The sequence below is a fragment of the Streptomyces flavofungini genome (assembly GCF_030388665.1).
GTDB lineage: Bacteria > Actinomycetota > Actinomycetes > Streptomycetales > Streptomycetaceae > Streptomyces > Streptomyces flavofungini_A.
In genome coordinates this window covers 1,956,995-1,975,197 of the sequence record NZ_CP128846.1, presented here as the reverse complement: position 1 = coordinate 1,975,197, position 18,203 = coordinate 1,956,995, and the positions used below count along the sequence as shown (strand labels likewise).

At 72.0% G+C, this 18,203-nt stretch carries 16 protein-coding genes; 7 read left to right on the top strand and 9 right to left on the bottom strand.

The window, feature by feature from the left end:
- Positions 1-80 precede the first annotated feature (80 nt).
- Together QUY26_RS07735 and QUY26_RS07730 are read left to right on the top strand one after the other, a co-directional pair.
- A complete protein-coding gene (locus QUY26_RS07735; RefSeq protein WP_289944449.1) occupies positions 81-668 on the top strand; it encodes a DUF2975 domain-containing protein in 588 nt (195 codons plus the stop codon).
- Positions 668-901 (top strand): helix-turn-helix domain-containing protein, encoded by a 234-nt coding sequence (locus QUY26_RS07730; RefSeq protein WP_289944447.1) that lies wholly within the window; start codon positions 668-670, stop codon positions 899-901. The genes QUY26_RS07735 and QUY26_RS07730 overlap by 1 nt, the downstream gene beginning before the upstream one ends.
- A 63-nt stretch (positions 902-964) precedes the next feature.
- Here QUY26_RS07730 and QUY26_RS07725 read toward each other — a convergent pair whose 3' ends face one another.
- The 4 genes from QUY26_RS07725 to QUY26_RS07710 all read right to left on the bottom strand — a co-directional run bounded on the left by QUY26_RS07725 (position 965) and on the right by QUY26_RS07710 (position 4,602).
- Positions 965-1,591 carry a hypothetical protein gene (locus QUY26_RS07725; protein ID WP_289944445.1) on the bottom strand — a complete coding sequence of 209 codons (627 nt, stop codon included), beginning with the start codon at positions 1,589-1,591 and terminating at the stop codon, positions 965-967.
- A 66-nt stretch (positions 1,592-1,657) separates the two neighbouring features.
- Complete coding sequence (locus QUY26_RS07720) at positions 1,658-2,527, bottom strand: helix-turn-helix domain-containing protein (RefSeq protein ID WP_289944444.1); 870 nt, start codon at positions 2,525-2,527, stop codon at positions 1,658-1,660.
- A 21-nt stretch (positions 2,528-2,548) separates the two neighbouring features.
- A complete protein-coding gene (locus QUY26_RS07715) occupies positions 2,549-3,292 on the bottom strand; it encodes a VOC family protein (protein ID WP_289944442.1) in 744 nt (247 codons plus the stop codon).
- 137 nt (positions 3,293-3,429) lie between these two features.
- A complete protein-coding gene (locus QUY26_RS07710; protein ID WP_289944440.1) occupies positions 3,430-4,602 on the bottom strand; it encodes a magnesium and cobalt transport protein CorA in 1,173 nt (390 codons plus the stop codon).
- Positions 4,603-4,874: 272 nt separating this feature from the next.
- Here QUY26_RS07710 and QUY26_RS07705 point away from each other — a divergent pair, with 272 nt between their 5' ends.
- Positions 4,875-5,999 (top strand): winged helix DNA-binding domain-containing protein, encoded by a 1,125-nt coding sequence (locus QUY26_RS07705; RefSeq protein WP_289944438.1) that lies wholly within the window; start codon positions 4,875-4,877, stop codon positions 5,997-5,999.
- Positions 6,000-6,080: 81 nt separating this feature from the next.
- On the opposite strand, the gene QUY26_RS07700 is transcribed toward QUY26_RS07705, so the two are convergent.
- Both QUY26_RS07700 and QUY26_RS07695 read right to left on the bottom strand, forming a co-directional pair.
- The gene (locus tag QUY26_RS07700) at positions 6,081-6,734 is read right to left on the bottom strand and encodes a LysE family translocator (RefSeq protein ID WP_289944436.1); all 654 of its coding nucleotides are present in this window, start codon (positions 6,732-6,734) and stop codon (positions 6,081-6,083) included.
- A gap of 256 nt (positions 6,735-6,990) precedes the next feature.
- Entirely contained in the window at positions 6,991-7,881 is an 891-nt protein-coding gene (locus QUY26_RS07695; RefSeq protein ID WP_289944434.1) for a helix-turn-helix transcriptional regulator, read from the bottom strand.
- A gap of 191 nt (positions 7,882-8,072) precedes the next feature.
- On the opposite strand from QUY26_RS07695, the gene QUY26_RS07690 reads away from it, so the two are divergent.
- Entirely contained in the window at positions 8,073-9,824 is a 1,752-nt protein-coding gene (locus QUY26_RS07690) for an AMP-binding protein (protein ID WP_289944433.1), read from the top strand.
- Positions 9,825-9,904: 80 nt separating this feature from the next.
- Positions 9,905-11,521, top strand: a complete 1,617-nt coding sequence (locus QUY26_RS07685; protein ID WP_289955571.1) for an AMP-binding protein — start codon at positions 9,905-9,907, stop codon at positions 11,519-11,521.
- Between the two features lie 72 nt (positions 11,522-11,593).
- Here the strand turns inward: QUY26_RS07685 and QUY26_RS07680 are convergent, their stop codons facing one another.
- Positions 11,594-12,556, bottom strand: coding sequence for a hypothetical protein (locus tag QUY26_RS07680; protein WP_289944431.1), 963 nt, complete (start codon positions 12,554-12,556; stop codon positions 11,594-11,596).
- Between the two features lie 357 nt (positions 12,557-12,913).
- Here QUY26_RS07680 and gcl point away from each other — a divergent pair, with 357 nt between their 5' ends.
- Complete coding sequence (gene gcl, locus QUY26_RS07675; protein ID WP_289955570.1) at positions 12,914-14,692, top strand: glyoxylate carboligase; 1,779 nt, start codon at positions 12,914-12,916, stop codon at positions 14,690-14,692.
- Positions 14,693-14,795: 103 nt separating this feature from the next.
- On the opposite strand, the gene QUY26_RS07670 is transcribed toward gcl, so the two are convergent.
- Entirely contained in the window at positions 14,796-15,419 is a 624-nt protein-coding gene (locus QUY26_RS07670; RefSeq protein ID WP_289944429.1) for a hypothetical protein, read from the bottom strand.
- Between the two features lie 136 nt (positions 15,420-15,555).
- Here QUY26_RS07670 and QUY26_RS07665 point away from each other — a divergent pair, with 136 nt between their 5' ends.
- Entirely contained in the window at positions 15,556-16,134 is a 579-nt protein-coding gene (locus QUY26_RS07665) for a YdeI/OmpD-associated family protein (RefSeq protein WP_289944427.1), read from the top strand.
- Positions 16,135-16,664: 530 nt separating this feature from the next.
- On the opposite strand, the gene QUY26_RS07660 is transcribed toward QUY26_RS07665, so the two are convergent.
- Positions 16,665-18,128 (bottom strand): catalase, encoded by a 1,464-nt coding sequence (locus QUY26_RS07660; protein WP_289944424.1) that lies wholly within the window; start codon positions 18,126-18,128, stop codon positions 16,665-16,667.
- Positions 18,129-18,203: the final 75 nt, after the last annotated feature.

Sequence of the window (18,203 nt, the reverse complement as noted above, 5' to 3'; positions counted from 1 at the left end):
GCGGCGCGCAGCCGCGACTTGTCGATTATCGATATGGCCCGCTACCGTGGTCATATCGAAAATCGATAGGTAGGGATGGGATGAACACGCGACTCACGAAGACCCTGGCCTCGGTGACCCTGCTGCTCGCGGTGCTGAGTGGGCTCGTCTTCATCGGCACGGCGATCACGCACATGGCCGACGACGGGGCGGTCTGCGTCAAGACGGGCTTCTGGGCGAACACCGAGGTGGCGCCGGACTCCCTCCCGATCGAGAAGGGCGTCGAGGCGACCGGCAGCGGCACCCGGCTCTGCCAGGACGACCCCTCCGTGGGCCAGCGCGCCGCCGACCTCGGGGGCGAGCTGCCCTGGCTGCTCTTCGGCTCCGTCGTGCTGCTGCTCTTCTCCCGGCTCCTGGACGCCGTCGTGGACAAGGGGCCGTTCACCGAAACGGTCGCGCGACGGCTCTCCACGCTCGGCTGGGTCGTCACCGCGGGCGCCCCGCTGGCCAGTCTCGTGGTCGGCTCGTCGCGCTCCTGGCTCGTCGGGAGCATGGCGCCGGTCGCGGGTTCCGGGCCCGAGATGTCCGGGTCCCTCGAACTGGTCCTCGCCGGTCTCGCCGCGGTCGTGATGGGCAAGATCATGCGGGAAGGCGTACGCATGCGAGAGGACCTCGAAGGGACCATCTGATGCCCGAGGAGGAACTCCACGCGATCCGCATCCACCTGGACCGGATCCTGGCCGAGCGGGGCATGACCCTGACCGAGCTGTCCGCGCAGGTCGGCATCACCGTCGTGAACCTGTCCGTGCTCAAGAACGGCCGGGCCAAGGCCATCCGCTTCTCGACCCTGTCGCGGATCTGCGAGGTCCTGCGGTGCCAGCCGGGGGACCTGATCACCCACGACCCGGACGAGCCGACCTAGGTCGCCTCGTCCGGGCAGGGCCCCGTATCGGAAAAGGTGTGTGGGAAGCCCGGGTACTCGGCTTCAGGAGGCGACCCGTTCCCCCGACGGCTCGGTGACCACGATCTGGATGTGGCTCGGTGCGTACTTGCGGGACTTGGCGACCATCTTGGCCAGGTCGAGCTTCTGCCGCTGGACGGCCACGTACGTCGGCGCCGGCATGGCCGGGTGGGCCGGCGGGACCTCGGCCCCGGCGGGCAGCCGCGCGCCCTCGCGCAGCCGGACGCCGATCAGGGCGTGCTCGCTGTTCGGGGGCGTGGCCACGACGAACTGGGTGACGTCGTTCCAGGGCAGCAGCACAGTGCCGACGCGTACTCCGGCGGCGTCGAACTGGAACAGGACGCGCTTGGAGTCGAACCAGGACGAAATGAACGGGATCGCGGCGACGATCACCACACCGCCCTTCATGTCGAGCGCCCAGCCGAGGAGCACGGCGAGGAGCACGACACCGGCGATCGCTCCCCACAGACCGGCCAGGTCCTGGGGCGAGAACGGGCCCGTGACCTTGTAGCGCTCCCAGCGCCCGCGGCGCGCGGGCTGGTTCGGATTCGGCATCGGGGTCCCCCTGAGGTGATGGCGCGGTGCGTCGGCGTACGCGACGTGCTCGACGTACGCGAAGTGCTGGACCCAGGCCGGCGGCCTGAAGATCACAGTCGGGGACCTTAGCGACGTACGGGCGCGCTGGCTTGGACAAATATGACCTGCGCGGCACCGGCGCTAAAGCGGAACGGCGCCCTCCGCCGGGCGTGCGGCGGCCATCGCGCCGGGGGTGACGTCGGCGAGGGCGCGGAACTCGCGGTTCAGATGGGCCTGGTCGTAGAAACCGCAGGTGGCGGCCACGTCATCGAGGTCGCCTTGCGCGCGGGCGAGCAGCCCCACGGCGCGGTGGAAGCGCAGCACGCGGGCGGCTGTCTTCGGTGTCAGGCCTATCTGCTGGGTGAAGCGGCGGACCAAGTAGCTGTGGCTCCAGCCCACTTCGGCGGTGATGCCGGCGATCGGCATGGCCCCGCCCGACCGGGAGAGGAGACGCCAGGCGTGGCTCACCTCGGGCGCGGGGTCCGGGCCGCGATCGAGGCGGGCCAGCAACGCGGTGTCGAGGAGGTCGAACCTGGCCCCCCAGTCGCCGGTCGCCGCCAGGCGCTCCACCAGTTCCGCGGACCGGGGGCCGAGGACGTGGGGGAGCTCGACCACCTGGTTGGTCAACTCCCGCATCGGCATGGCGAACAGCCGGTAGGCGCCGAGCGGGGTCAGCTCGATCCGGATCGCCTCCTGGCCGCCGGGGTGGTCGAGGACCCGGGGCCCGTCTTCGAGCCCCGCTATCAGAGAGCCCACCACGTGCTCGGCAGAGCCCGCCGAGTGCAGGCGGCGGACCTGGGCGAACGGCGCCCCCAGGCTGATCACCAGGGCGGCGCGGCCCGTGGGGACGAGCCGGACCCTGAAGGGCGAGACCGTCGCCTCCCAGTACCCGGCGTAGCTGTGCAGAAAGGGGCGCAGGGCGGGCGGCCAGGGCCGGGTCACGCGCCACCGGCCGCCGCCCACCGGGGTCATGGCGACGCCCCGGCCTCCAGCGATCCCGCTTTCTGGCATGCCGTGCTCCTCTCGTCGCGGTCAGCGGGCCCGAAGGACGCGGAACTCGTGGCCCTCCGGGTCGGCCATGCCCCGCCATGGGACGTCGCCCTGGCCGGGGCCGGTGTCGGTGGCGCCGAGGGCCCGCAGCCGGGCGGCCTCCGCCTCCTGGTCGTCGCCGGAGTACGGCAGCAGGTCGAGCCGGAGGCGGTCCGGCACGGTGTGCCCGTCGGCGGAGCGCAGGAATTCCAGATACGGGCCGACCCCCTGGGCGGAGCGCAGCGAGGCGTGCTCGTCGGTCACCTCGTGCACGGTCCAGTCGATCGCCTCGCCCCAGAACCGGGCCATGTCCCGCGGATCCGCGCAGTCGACCACGATCGCGGCGATCGGCCCGGTGTCCCGGTAGATCTCCCGGGGCTCCAGGACGCAGAACTCATTGCCCTCCGGGTCGGCGAGGACCGTCCACGGCACCTCGCCCTGGCCCACGTCGACGGGCGTCGCACCGAGCGCCCTCAGCCGCGCGACCAACTCTCCCTGATGGGCCGCCGAGGCGCTGGCGAGATCGATGTGGAGCCGGTTCTTCGTCGCTGTCTTCGCCTCCGGCACGCTCACGACCTCGACGCGGACGGCACTCGCGTCCGGCCACACGAAGTCCCCGCCGGGCGCGACGCCGGTCACCCCGTGAGCCTGGCTGGAGACGCCCCAGCCGAGCGCGTCCGCCCAGAACCGCCCGACCTTCGAGTCGTCGAGCGCCTTGAGGTTCACCTGAACAGGTCGCAGTGCCATGGCGCCGACTCTATGCGTCGAGTTCGCGCGGGGCTTCCTGGACGTCGACTGACGCGCGGTGGCGGTCGGACGCGACACGTCAGGAGGGCGGGGCGGGTGTACGCGGCTCCTTGTGACCGTTCAGCCGGTTGCGGCGGTCACAGCCAGTCCCGCCGCTTGAAGATGAAGTACAAGCTCACGCACACCACCGCCATCAGCAGAATCGCGAACGGGTACCCGAACCCCCACCCCAGCTCGGGCATGTTCTCGAAGTTCATGCCGTAGATCGTTCCCACCAGCGTCGGTGCGAACAGGATCGCCGCCCACGACGAGATCTTCTTGATCTCCTCATTCTGTTCGAAGCCCGCCTCCGCCAGGGCCCGCATCTCCGCGTTCTGCTGTTGGGTGACCAGCGTGGCGTTGACGGTGAGGATGTCGGTGAGGGCCTGGCGGAAGCCGTCTACGCGTTCGCTGGTGTGCGTGACGTGGTCGGCGACGTCGCGGAGGTAGCGCTGGAGTTCCTCGTCCGTGCCGTACTTCGTGAAGCCCGCCATCAGGGCGTGCAACATGCCCACCAGGGGGCGGGTGGCGCGCTGGAACTCGACGACCTCGCGGGAGAGTTCGTAGATGCGGCGGGAGACCGTCGGGTCGCCGCCGAAGACCTCCGTCTCGATCTCGTCGATGTCGTTCTGGACGCCGGACACGACGGGGGCGTAGCCGTCGACGACCGCGTCCAGGATGGCGTAGAGAACCGCCTCCGGGCCGAGGCGCAGCAGGTCCGGGGTCTTCTCCAAGCGGCGGCGTACGGCCGACAGGTCGGGGGCCGCGCCGTGCCGGACCGTGATCACGAAGTCCGCGCCCACGAACACGTGCAGCTCGCCGAAGTCGACCTCCTCGGGGGCGTCCAGGTAGCGGGCCGCCCGCAGGACCACGAACAGCGTCTCGCCGTACCGCTCCAGCTTGGGGCGCTGGTGGGCCTCCATCGCGTCCTCGACCGCCAGCTCGTGCAGGTCGAACTCGGCCGCCAGGGAGAGGAGTTCCTGCTCGGTCGGGCGGGCGAGGCCGATCCACGCCATGCCGTCGGGCTGCGCGCGCAGTGCGCGGAAGGTGTCGGCCAGGGAGTCGGGGGAGGAGACGCGGACGCCGTCGCGGTACAGCGCCGCCTCCACGACGCTCGGGTCGGCCGGCGCTGTCGGAGCAGGGTCCCGTTCCGGGTGGGGGTTCGACGTGTCGGCGGGCGGTTGCGCGCCCTGCGCGGACGGGGACGACGCCCGCCGCCACGCGTGCTTGCGCGGCTGCTGCGGGCGGTGTGGTCGTCGCTCCGGAGTCACCGGTGGCCCTTCCCGTGGTCGTCCGACTTCGGTCCGGCGCGCGAGGGTCCTGCCCCGGACATGCCCGGAGCAGGATATATGCGGCAGATGACGCGGGGGCGACGGGCGTCGGGAGGGGGGTGGTCGAGGTGGGCCGGAGGCGGCAGGGGCGGGGGCCGGGCGGGCGGCGGGGGCGCGTGGCACGCGTGCGGCGCGGTTGGACCGGAGGTGACCGGGGGCGGGGCGTTCCTTGAGGACCGTATCTGTCCGCAAGCGGCGCTAGCGTGCGGAGCATGACGAAGACTCAGGGCGCCGCTCCCCTCCTCACCCGCCAGGCCCTCAACCGCGCCACCCTCGCCCGCCAGCTCCTCCTTGAGCGGGCCCCGATGGCCGCCGACGCGGCGCTCGCCCACCTCGTCGGGCTGCAGGCCCAGAACGTGAAACCGCCCTATTACGCCCTCGCCGCCCGCCTCGCTCAGTTCGACCCGATGGAGCTCTCGGGGCTGATGGCGGAGCGCGCCGCGGTCCGCGCCGTCACCATGCGCTCCACCGTGCACACCCTCACCGCCGACGACCTCCTCACCCTGCGGCCCCTCACCCAGGCCGCCATCGACCGTGAACTGCGGATGTTCCGGGGCGGTCTGACCGGCGTGGACCTCGACCGGCTCGCCGCGCTCACCCGCGCGTACGTCGAGGAGGAGCCCCGCACCCTCGCTCAGATCCGCGCCGAGCTGCTGCGCCACTGGCCGGACGCCGACCCGCAGTCCCTCGGCATCGCCGCCCGCGCCCGCCTTCCGCTCGTCCAGGTCACCCCGCGCGGGCTGTGGCGCCGCAGCGGACAGGTCGCCCTCACCACCGCCGAGCACTGGCTCGGCCGCCCGCTCGCGAAAGAGCCCGCACCCGACGACACCGTCCTGCGTTACCTCGCCGCCTTCGGTCCCGCCTCCGTCAAGGACATGCAGACCTGGGCCGGTCTGACCCGGCTCCGCGACGCCTTCGAGCGGCTGCGCCCCGGCCTGCGCACCTTCCGCGACGAGCACGGTGTCGAGCTGTTCGACCTGCCCGACGCGCCCCGCCCCGACCCCGAGACCCCGGCCCCGCCCCGCTTCCTGCCCGAGTACGACAACCTCCTGCTGTCCCACGCCGACCGCACCCGCGTCGTGGCGCTCGCGTACAAGGACCGCACCTGGACGGGCAACCAGGCCCACTGCACCTTCCTGGTGGACGGGTATCTCGCCGGGCTCTGGCGCCTGGAGGAGGCCAAGGACGGCGCCGTGCGGATCACTGTCGAGCCGTTCGGGCGGCTCACCAAGGCCCAGCGCGTCGAGGTCGCGGCGGAGGCGGAGCTGACGGCCCGGATCCTCGCGGCGGACGCGCCTTCGTACGACATCGGGTTCGGGGCCGTCGTGGAGAAATGAACCGGGGAGACCGGGGAGACCGGGGAGATCAGGGGGCCAGGGGCGGCCCGAGGAAGCCAGGGGAGGAGGGCGTGGGGAGGCTCAGTCCGCTCGGCCCGTCAGGGCCACCGAGACTCCGAGGCCGATCATCGTGCAGCCGCCCGCCCCGCCGATCATCGCCATCCTGCGGTCCGACCGGGCGAACCAGGTGCGCGCCGCCGACGCCGTCAGGCCCCACAGGGTGTCCGTGACCAGGCCGATGCTGATCGGGACCAGGCCGAGCAGCAGCATCTGCGCGGGTACGTGGCCCGCCGCGTGGTCGACGAACTGGGGCAGCACCGCCGCCGCGAACACGATGCCCTTGGGGTTGGTCAGGCCCACGAGGACGCCGTCGAGGACGGTGCGGACGTCGCCGCGCGCGGGCCGCCCGCTCGCGCCCGCCGCGCCGATCGCCGCCGCCTTCATCGCCTTGCGGTGCCGGAACGCCTGGACGCCGAGGAAGACGAGATACGCGGCGCCCGCGAGCTTCACCGCGAGGAACACCGCCGCCGAGCGCTCCAGGACCGAGCCGAGGCCGAAGGAGACCGCCACGATCATGAGGTACGAGCCCGCCACGTTGCCGATGACCGTCGCCACGGCGGTGCGGCGGCCGTGCGCGAGGGCGCGACCCACCACGAACAGGACGCTCGGCCCCGGGATCACGATCACCAGCGCCGACATCGCGGTGAAGGCCAGGAATCTGTCGGTGGACACCATCGCGGGCCCCATCCTCCTTGCTGTGCGCCTGCGGGCGCGCGGGTGCCCTTGGTCGTCCGCCTCGGGCGGCCCGCGGCGGACCGTGCCGGTCCTGCACGGTCACGTACGGTCGTGTACGCGTCATTGAACCGCGTGTCGCCCGGATCCGGCAGCGGAATCGGCTCAGAGGGTGCCGAGGACAGGGGGGACAGGGAGGAGGGGGAGGATAGGGGGCAGAGGGGGGCGATCCGGCCAGCGGGCGCATCGCCCTCGGCGCCTACGGCAGCACCCCCGCCCGCCGCGCCGCCACCACGGCCTCCCACCGCGTGTGCGCGCCGAGCTTCCGCATCGCCGACCGCAGATAGCCCTTCACCGTCTCCGGGCGCAGGCCCAGGCGTTCGGCGGCGGCCGCGTTGGTGACGCCCCCGGCCACGCAGGCCAGTACGTCCAGTTCGCGCGGGGCGAGCCGGACGCCGGGGTCCGGGGCCGGGCCGGGGGAGCCGGGGGCCGCGTCCGTCAGCGTCCCGCACACCGCGAGCAGTTCCTCGCGCAGCGCGGGATCACCGATGCGCGGAGCCAGCGCGCGCAGCGCCCCGTGCGCCTCCCGTACGCGCTCCCATGCCGCGTCCCCGGAGCCGTACCCCCGCGCGGACCTTTCCGTGACCGCTTCCCGGGCCGCTTCCCGGGCCGCCGCGAGCATCGCCGCCGCCTCGTCCCGTACGACGAGGGCCTGTTCGAGGTCCCTGGCCGCCGCCACGGCCGCTGCGAGCGCGCGGTCGCCGAGGGGCTGCGCGGTGCGCAGGGCGCCGTACAGCAGTCCGCGCACCCGGCGTCGTACCACCAACGGCACCGCGAGCACCGCCCGCAGGCCCTCCAGGGCGACGGCGGTGTCGTACTCGTGGCTGATCTGCCGGGACGTGCTGTAGTCCGTGACGGCGCAGGGGCGGGCCAGGGCGACCGCCTTGCCGCCGAGGCCGTTGCCCACGTGGATCGCGAGGCCGTTCAGGGAGTGTGTGGCGGTGCCGCTGAGTTCGGCGATCCGCACCCGCGCGGTGCCGTCCGCGCCGGTCACGAGGCCGCCGAAGGCCACAGGAAGGCCCGTCCCGCGACGCAGTCGCAGCAGCGCGGCCCGTACGTCCGCCGCCTCGCCGCCGTCCGCAGCACTCACGCGCCCGCTCCCTCAGCTTCCGGCCCCGTGCACCTGATGACTCCGGATGGCCCCTGACTATCCACTGTGACGTCGACCGCCCGCGCGGGGCACCACCCCCGTTCGGGGGTAGTGAGACCTGCGTCACGAATTACACGATGGTACGGACGAGCGGCGGTAAGTGGAATGCGAGCGGAATGCGAGGGGTGCGGATGACGGCGACCGGAGCGGGTGGCGGCACGGAGGAGTTCCGTGCGGCGCGGGACTTCCTGCTGCGCCACCGGGAGGACTACCGGGCCGCGTACGAGGGGTTCGTCTGGCCCCGGCCCGCCCACTTCAACTGGGCCCTCGACTGGTTCGACGTGATCGCCGACGGCAACGACCGCACGGCGCTGCACATCGTCGAGGAGGACGGCGAGGAGACCCGGCGCTCGTTCGCGGACCTCGCGCGGCGCTCCGCGCGGGCCGCCAACTGGCTGCGCGGGCTGGGCGTCCGCGCCGGGGACCGCGTCGTGGTGATGCTGGGCAACCAGGCCGAGCTGTGGGAGGTCGCGCTCGCCGCGATGAAGCTGCGGGCCGTGGTGATCCCGGCGACACCGCTGCTCGGCGCCGCCGACCTGCGCGACCGCATCGAGCGCGGCCGGGCCCGGCACGTGGTGGTGCGGGGCGAGGACGTCGCGAAGTTCGCGGACGTGCCGGGGGAGTACACCCGGATCGTGGTCGGGGTCCCGGAAGCGGGAGGAGCCCGGGAAGCGGGAGGAGCCGGACGAGCCGCAGCCGGGGAGGCCCCCGCGGACGCCGGCGACTGGATCCCCTACGACGGCGTCGACACCGCCCCCGCCGACTTCACCCCCGACGGCGTCACCCGCGCCGACGACCCCCTGATGCTGTACTTCACCTCCGGTACGACGGCCCGGCCCAAGCTCGTCGAGCACACCCATGTGTCGTACCCCGTGGGCCACTTGGCGACGATGTACTGGATCGGCCTGAAGCCCGGGGACGTGCATCTGAACATCTCCTCGCCCGGCTGGGCCAAGCACGCCTGGTCGAACCTCTTCGCGCCCTGGAACGCGGAGGCGACCGTCTTCATCCACAACTACACGCGCTTCGACGCGGGCCGCCTCATGCGGGAGATGGACCGGGCGGGCGTCACCAGCTTCTGCGCGCCGCCCACCGTGTGGCGGATGCTCATCCAGGCCGACCTCACCCAGCTGCGGACGCCGCCGCGCGAGGTCGTCGCGGCCGGGGAGCCGCTGAACCCCGAGGTCATCGAGCAGGTCCGGCGCGACTGGGGGGTGACCATCCGGGACGGCTTCGGGCAGACCGAGACGGCCGTGCAGGTCGCCAACACCCCCGGTCAGGAGCTGCGCCCCGGCTCGATGGGACGCCCCACGCCCGGCTTCGCCGTCGAACTGCTCGACCCGGTCACCGGGGCGCCGGGCGCCGCCGAGGGTGAGATCGCCCTCGACCTGTCGGCGCGCCCGGTCGGCCTGATGACGGGCTACCACGGCGACCCGGAGCGCACCGCCGAGGCCATGGCGGACGGCTACTACCGCACCGGCGACATCGGCGCGCGCGGCGCCGACGGCTGTCTGACCTACGTCGGCAGGAGCGACGACGTCTTCAAGGCGTCCGACTACAAGATCTCGCCGTTCGAGCTGGAGAGCGCGCTCCTGGAGCACGAGGCGGTGGCCGAGGCGGCCGTCGTGCCCGCCCCCGACCCGGTCCGCCTGGCCGTGCCGAAGGCGTACGTGGTGCTCGCCGAGGGATATCAACCAGGTCCGGACACGGCCAAGTTGCTGTTCGAGCACTCCCGGTCGGTGCTCGCTCCGTACAAGCGGGTGCGCCGTCTGGAGTTCGGCGCGCTGCCCAAGACCGTGTCGGGCAAGATCCGCCGCATCGAGCTGCGGGAGGCGACGGCCAAGGGGTCCGGCGCCGAGTACCGCGAGGAGGACTTCCGGTGAGCACGACGGTGACCACGACGGGCACGGGCGGCGCACCGGACGGTGCCCCGGGTGGTGTCCAGGGTGGTGCCCCGGGTGGTGTGCAGGGCGGCTCCGCGGGGCTTTCGTACGCGCACGGCACCAGCAAGACGCCCCTCCTCGGCGACACCATCGGGCAGAACCTCGCCCGTGCCGTCGCCGCCTGGCCGGACCGCGACGCGCTCGTCGACGTCGGGGCAGGCGCGCGCTGGACGTACGCCGAGTTCGGCGCCGCCGTCGAGGAGTTGGCGCTGGGCCTGATCGGCTCCGGGGTCGGCAAGGGCGACCGGGTCGGCATCTGGGCGGTCAACTGCGCCGAGTGGGTGCTCGTGCAGTACGCCACCGCGCGCGTCGGCGCGATCATGGTGACCATCAACCCGGCGTACCGCGCGCACGAACTCGCCTACGTGCTCAAGCAGTCGGGCGTCTCCCTGCTCGTCGCCTCCCGGGAGCACAAGACCATCGACTACCGGGCGATGGTCGAGGAGGTCAGGGGCGAGTGTCCGGACCTGCGGGCCGCGCACTACATCGCCGACCCGTCGTGGGACGCGCTCCTGGCCGCGGGCCGGTCCGTCGGCCCGGCCGAACTCGCGGCCCGTGAGGCCGATTTGAGCTGCGACGACCCGGTCAACATCCAGTACACCTCGGGCACCACGGGCTTCCCGAAGGGGGCCACGCTCTCCCACCACAACATCCTCAACAACGGGTACTGGGTGGGGCGCACGATCGGCTACGACGAGCGGGACCGGGTGTGCCTGCCCGTGCCGTTCTACCATTGCTTCGGCATGGTCATGGGGAACCTGGGCGCCACCTCGCACGGCGCCTGCGTCGTCATCCCGGCGCCGTCGTTCGACCCCGTGGCCACCCTGCACGCGGTCGAGCGCGAGCGCTGCACCTCGCTGTACGGCGTGCCGACGATGTTCATCGCCGAGCTCAACCTCGCCGACTTCGCCACGTACGACCTGTCGTCGCTGCGCACCGGCATCATGGCCGGGTCGCCGTGTCCCGTCGAGGTCATGAAGCGGGTCGTCGCCGAGATGCACATGGCGGAGGTCTCCATCTGCTACGGCATGACCGAGACCTCGCCCGTCTCCCTGCAGACCCGCATGGACGACGACCTGGAGCGCCGCACCGGCACGGTCGGCCGGGTCCTGCCGCACATCGAGGTGAAGGTCGTCGACCCGGTGAGCGGGGTGACGCTGCCGCGCGGTCGGTCCGGTGAGCTGTGCACGCGCGGGTACAGCGTCATGCTGGGCTACTGGCGGGAGCCGGAGCGCACCGCCGAGGTCATCGACTCCGGGCGCTGGATGCACACGGGCGACCTCGCGGTGATGCGCGACGACGGGTACGTCCAGATCGTCGGGCGCATCAAGGACATGATCATCCGCGGTGGCGAGAACATCTACCCGCGCGAGATCGAGGAGTTCCTGTACGCCCACCCGAAGATCGCCGATGTCCAGGTGGTCGGCGTGCCGGACGAGCGCTACGGAGAGGTGCCGCTGGCCTGCGTCATCCTGCGCGACCCCGAGGAGCCCCTGACGCTGGAGGAGCTGCGCGGCTTCTGCGCGGGCAGGCTCGCCCACTACAAGGTCCCGGCGGGGCTGCGGATCCTGGAGAGCTTCCCGATGACGGTGTCGGGGAAGGTGCGGAAGGTGGAGCTGCGGGAGCGGTTCGGCTGAGTCCGTCGCGGGTGGGGGCGCGGGCGCGGGGCGGGCGCGCGCCGGGTGCCGGGTGCGTCCCGGTCCCGGCGGTCAGGCGCCCGTCGCCGCCAGTTCGTCCGCCGCGCCGTTCAGGGGCTCCGGTGTGCCCGACAGGTCGATGCGGAACAGGGCCACGTCCAACTCGTCGGCGCGGTCGCGGGCCGCGGGCGTGAAGTCGCACAGCGCGAAGCACACGCACGTCGCCGAGTGCGCCATGGCGGTCAGCCAGGCGCACTCGACATCCCGCAGCGACGTCTCCCGTACGGTGTGCTCGACCTGGGCGAGCACACCGAGCGCCGCGAGCCGCGTGCCCGACGGCGGGCGCTCCTCTTCGGGCCCCGCCTCGCGCACGTCCTCGTAGCCGAGCCAGCGCAGATACAGCGCCGCCGTGGTCACCGCGTCCCCGGCGCTGCAGACGGGCAGGGGGCGGAAGGCGGGCCGGGGCGTGGGGGCGGTCCGCGGCAGGGGGATGTGGGACGGGGTGAGGGAGGGGTGGCCCGCGTCGCTGTCGGCGCTCTGGTGGTCGTCGGTTGGTGCGGCGGTCTTGTCGGCCGCAGTGCCCTCGTCGGTCGCGGCGGCTTGGTCGGCCCCACTGCCCTCGTCGGCCACACCGCCCTCGTCGGTTGCGACACCCTCGTCGGTCGCGGCACCCTCATCCGTCTCGACGCCCTCGCGCGTCACAGGACCCTCGTCCGCCGCGTGCGGTTCCACCGCCACCCGCAGCACCGTCCCGCACGCGCACCCCAGCTCCGGGCGCGGCCAGTCCGCCGTGCGCCCGCAGGCCGCGCATCGCACCGTCACCCAGGCGTCCGCGCCGGTCCGATGGGTGAGCGGGACGGCCGGGCCGTGCCGGACGGGGGGTGCGACGGGTTTGCCGCAGACGCAGGGGAACGCCGGGGGAGCGTAGGCCTGTTCGTGGCGACACACCGGGCACCGCACCAGAACGCCGTCCTTCGCCATGCCCTCACCGCCGCCCGTCCGCTCCGCCGCCCGTCCGCTGCCGAAGCTGCCCATCGCAAGAAGCTGCCCGCCGTACGAAGCTCCCCATCCTACGGAGCCCGTCGTCGTATGGAGCCCCATCGTCGTACGGAGCTCATCGTCGTACGGAAGGTGACCGCACCGATACGCGATTTTGAGCTGGACGCGGGCTCTCCCCTGCCCGGTCCGCCACTGCGCCGATACCGGAATCCCTTGACGGCCCTGGCGCACCCCCTTACATTGCTTCCATATAGCAGAACATAATTTCCGCAATGTGGAAGTCACCGCGAGGTGGGTCACGGCGCGGAAGCAGCACCGGAAGGCATGGCTCATCGCGGGGCGCGACGGTGGCCGTGGCTTCGTCAGCCGAAGCAGGAGAACTCAATGGCTCGTATGACCGCTGCCCGCGCGGCAGTCGAGATCCTCAAGCGCGAGGGCGTCACCCACGCGTTCGGTGTGCCGGGGGCCGCGATCAACCCCTTCTACAAGGCGCTCAAGGAAGGCGGCGGCGTCGATCACACGCTGGCCCGCCACGTCGAGGGCGCCTCGCACATGGCCGAGGGGTACACGCGCACCCACCCGGGCAACATCGGTGTCTGCATCGGCACGTCGGGCCCCGCGGGCACCGACATGATCACCGGCCTCTACTCCGCGATCGGTGACTCGATCCCGATCCTGTGCATCACGGGCCAGGCGCCCACGAGCGTGATCCACAAGGAGGACTTCCAGGCCGTCGACATCGCCTCCATCGCCAAGCCGGTCACCAAGATGGCCGTCACGGTCCTGGAGGCCGCGCAGGTCCCCGGCGTCTTCCAGCAGGCCTTCCATCTGATGCGCTCCGGCCGTCCCGGCCCGGTCCTCATCGACCTGCCCATCGACGTCCAGCTCACCGAGATCGAGTTCGACCCGGAGACGTACCAGCCACTGCCGGTCTACAAGCCGGCCGCGAGCCGCGCCCAGATCGAGAAGGCCATCGGCATGCTCGTGAACTCCGAGCGGCCCCTGATCGTCGCGGGCGGCGGCATCATCAACGCCGACGCCTCCGAACTCCTCGTCGAGTTCGCCGAACTGACGGGCACTCCGGTCATCCCCACCCTGATGGGCTGGGGTGCCATCGCCGACGACCACGAGCTGAACGCGGGCATGGTCGGCCTGCAGACCTCGCACCGCTACGGCAACGCGACGTTCCTGGAGTCCGACTTCGTCCTCGGCATCGGCAACCGCTGGGCCAACCGCCACACCGGCTACAAGCTGGACGTGTACCGCGAGGGCCGCACGTTCGTGCACGTCGACATCGAACCGACCCAGATCGGCAAGATCTTCGCGCCCGACTACGGCATCGCGTCCGACGCCAAGGCGGCCCTGGAGCTCTTCGTCGAGGTCGCCAAGGAGCTGAAGGCCGCGGGCGAGCTGCCCGACCGGGGCGCCTGGATCGCCCGGGGGCAGGAGCACAAGTCCACGCTCCTGCGCCGTACGCACTTCGACGACATCCCGATCAAGCCGCAGCGCGTGTACGAGGAGATGAACAAGGCCTTCGGGCCGCAGACGCGGTACGTCTCCACGATCGGGCTCTCCCAGATCGCCGGTGCCCAGATGCTGCACGTCTACAAGCCGCGGCACTGGATCAACTGCGGCCAGGCGGGGCCGCTCGGGTGGACCATCCCGGCCGCGCTCGGTGTCGCCACGGCCGACCCGGACGCGCAGGTCGTCGCCCTCTCAGGCGACTACGACTTCCAGTTCATGATCGAGGAGCTGGCCGTCGGGGCCCAGCACCGCATCCCCTACGTCCACGTCCTCGTCAACAACTCCTACCTGGGCCTGATCCGCCAGGCCCAGATCGGCCTGGACATCAACTTCCAGGTCAACCTGGAGTTCGAGAACATCAACTCCCCTGAGCTCGGTGTCTACGGCGTCGACCACGTCAAGGTCGCCGAGGGGCTCGGCTGCAAGGCCATCCGGGTCACCGACCCCGCCGAGCTCGGTGCCGCCTTCGAGCAGGCCAAGAAGCTGGCTCAGGAGTACCGGGTCCCGGTCGTCGTGGAGGCGATCCTTGAGCGGATCACCAACATCTCCATGAGCCGTACGGCGGACATCAGTGATGTGACCGAGTTCGAGGAGATCGCCACGGAGCCGTGGCACGCGCCCAGCTCCATCAGAACGCTGAAGGCTTAGTACGGCGCGGCGTTCCCCTCCCAGGGCGCGGCCCCGGTCCCGGAGTCCGACTCCGGGGCCGGGGCCTCCCCATGCCCGGGGCGCGCCGCGAGGGCTCGGGCGGTCAGGCCGACGGGCGGCGGCGGATGAAGTAGTGGACCGTCAGGGCGAGGACCAGCGGGCCCCAGAGACCGACAGGCAGCACGCAGGCCCGGAACAGAAACTCCCAGAAGCCGCTGTCGAACTCGCTGAAGGAGGCGCCGAGTCCAAGCGCCCCCAGCGTGAACGGCCCGAACAGAGCCGTCGCCCCGAGGCCCCCGAGCGTCGCGGGCACCACCGCCACCCAGCGGTTCAGACGCCGCCCGCCGACCAGCGGCACCCAGCCCGGCACCACCTCCCCCCACCCCCGCACGAGCCCGAAGCTCAGCAGGGCGAGCGCCTCCGTGAGCAGGCTCAGGGCGAAGATGTACGGCACCGAGATCCACAGGCTGCCGATGGACCCGGTGCCGGTGCCCATGTCGAACCCGAAGGCGAAGGGAAGCCGCCACACGCACTGGGCGAGCAGCACGAGGGGGATGGCGTGGGCGACGCGCTCGGCCCACCGGGGAACGGGACGCTCCGTGCCGGTGCCGGTGCCGGTGCCGGCGTCGGCGTCGGCGTCGGCGGCGAGGCCCCACCCCGTGTCCGTGCCCTGGTCACGGCCCGTGCCGATACGGATCTCGTCCTCGTGAACTGCTGTCGTCGTCATGACAGTTACTCTTCCGCCCGAGCGAACGGAGATCGTCACCCCGTACGCCGGACCGTCTCCGCCACACGGGGGAGGGGCCCGTATACCGTGGCGTGAGGTGCGTACACACGTACGCGCGCACAGAGGGAGTCCTGTCATGGAGACGTTGGACGGGCTTCCGGTCCGCACGTTCGCCGACCGGAGCGCGCTGGAGGAGTGGCTGGACGCGCATCACGAGGACAGCCCCGGCATCTGGCTGAAGCTGGCCAAGAAGGCCTCGGGCGTCCCGTCCGTGACGATCGACGAGGTGATCGACCTGGAGCTGTGCTTCGGGTGGATCGACGGCCAGCGGCGCCGCCACGACGACACGTACTTCCTGCAGAAGATCACCCCGCGCCGCCCGCGCGGCACCTGGTCGAAGCGGAACATCGACCGGGTGGAGGCGCTGCTGGCCGCGGGCCGGGTGCGGGCGCGCGGCCTCGCCGAGATCGAGGCGGCGAAGGCGGACGGCCGCTGGGACGCCGCGTACGACGCGCAGGCGGAGGCGAGCGTGCCCGACGACCTCGCGGCCGCGCTGGCCGCCGAGCCCCGGGCCGCCCGGACGTACGAAGGGCTCGGCAGGACGGACCGGTTCCTGGTGATCCTGCGGCTGCAGACGGCGCGGACGGAGCGCACCCGGGCCGCGCGCCTGGAACGGATGGTCGCGAAGCTGGCGGCGGGAGAGAAGGTCCGCTGACCGCCGCCCCGGGCAAGCCAAGGTCCCCGGAGCGCCTCCGCGCCCCGGGGACCGGGAATTGCTGCCGCCCGACGGCGTGCGACTGGCGGAACATGCATACGCGCCGCCGGGCGGAATCAGGGAGAGCCCCGAGGGGGGCCGTGGGAAGCCGAGGGACCGGTGAGCGCAAGGGCACCAGGTATCAGGGGCACCGGGGCTCAAGCGGACCGGGGCTCAAGCGGGCCGGGCCTCAAGCGGGCCGGGCCTCAAGGGCGCCAGGGCGCCGGGGGGGCAAGCGTGCGCCGCGGCTCCCCGCGAGTGTGCCGGGACCGCGGCGGCGCGGGCGACAGCCCCCGGGCGGCGCCTTCTCAGGTCGAAGGCGTGCCGGTGGACCTTCACCACCGCACTGGCTCGCACGAGCCGCCGCGGTCCTCGTCGTCCCGCCCGCCGTGGTACCACCCCTCATCCGGGTCCACGGCGGTGCGGGTCTCCGCGCGAGGGGACCGACCTCCCGTCAAGTCCCCCGCGCAGCCTTGGGTGGGGAGCCGGCCTCAGTCGTCGCGCAGGGCGCGGACCGCTTCCTCGACGCGCTTGCCGTAGTCGGCGTCGGCGGCGTGGAAGTGGGCGAGGTTCTTCTCGATGACGTCGTCGCGGGAGACCTGCGAGAGACCGCCCGCGATGTTCGCCACCAGGCGCGACTTCTCCTCGGCCGACATCAGCCGGTACAGCTCGCCCGCCTGGAAGAAGTCGTCGTCCTTGCTGTGGGCCGGGGCCTCGTGCGTGCCGGTGTGGCCGTTGACCGCCAGCGGGGCCGACAGCGGCTTGCCGGTCTCGGTGGGGCCGTCGTAGGAGTTCGGCTCGTAGTTCCTGCGGTCGCGGCCATAGGCGTTCGTGGCCATCAGGCCGTCGCGGCCGTAGTTGTCCGCGCCTCCGGGCACGGCCTTCGGCGCGTTCACGGCGAGCTGGGTGTGGTTGACGCCGAGGCGGTAGCGGTGCGCGTCGGCGTACGCGAACAGGCGGCCCTGGAGCATCTTGTCGGGGGAGGGGCCGATGCCGGGCACGAAGTTGTTCGGCGAGAAGGCGGCCTGCTCGACCTCGGCGAAGACGTTGTCCGGGTTGCGGTCGAGGACCAGGCGGCCCACGCGCCGCAGCGGGTAGTCGCTGTGCGGCCACACCTTGGTCAGGTCGAACGGGTTGAAGCGGTAGTTCGCCGCGTCGGCCGCCGGCATGATCTGCACGTGCAGGGTCCAGGACGGGTTCACGCCCCGCTCGATGGCCTGGAGCAGGTCCGTCTGGTGGGAGTTGGGGTCCTTGCCCGCGAGCTCGGCGCCCTGCTCGGCGGAGAGGCAGCGGATGCCCTGGTTCGTCTTGAAGTGGTACTTGACGAAGAAGGCCTCTCCCTGGGCGTTCGTCCACTGGTAGGTGTGCGAGCCGTAGCCGTTCATGTGACGGTACGAGGCGGGGATGCCGCGGTCGCCCATCAGCCAGGTCACCTGGTGCGTGGCCTCGGGGGCGTGCGCCCAGAAGTCCCAGACGTTGTCCGGCTCCTGCTTGCCCGTGAACGGGTCGCGCTTCTGCGAGTGGATGAAGTCGGGGAACTTCAGCGGGTCCTTGATGAAGAACACCGGGGTGTTGTTGCCGACGAGGTCGTAGTTGCCCTCCTCGGTGTAGAACTTCACCGCGAATCCGCGCGGGTCACGGACGGCGTCCGCGCCGCCGAGGCTGTCGGCCACGGTGGAGAAGCGCAGGAAGGTCTCCGTGCGCTTGCCCACCTCGCCGAGGAAGGCGGCGGAGGTGTACGCGGTGACGTCGTCGGTCACCTCGAAATAGCCGTAGGCGCCCGAGCCGCGGGCGTGCACGACGCGCTCCGGGATCCGCTCGCGGTTGAAGCGGGCGAGCTTCTCCAGCAGGTGCTGGTCCTGGAGGAGCAGCGGGCCGCCGACGCCGGCGGAGGCGGAGTTCTGGTTGTCGGCGACAGGAGCGCCGGACTCGGTCGTGAGCACACGCTGCGACATGGTGGTGGGTCGGCCTTCCGTGCTGTGGCTGCTGACGTGATGGGGAGCGTAAGGACCCCTGAGCTGCTGCGTCAA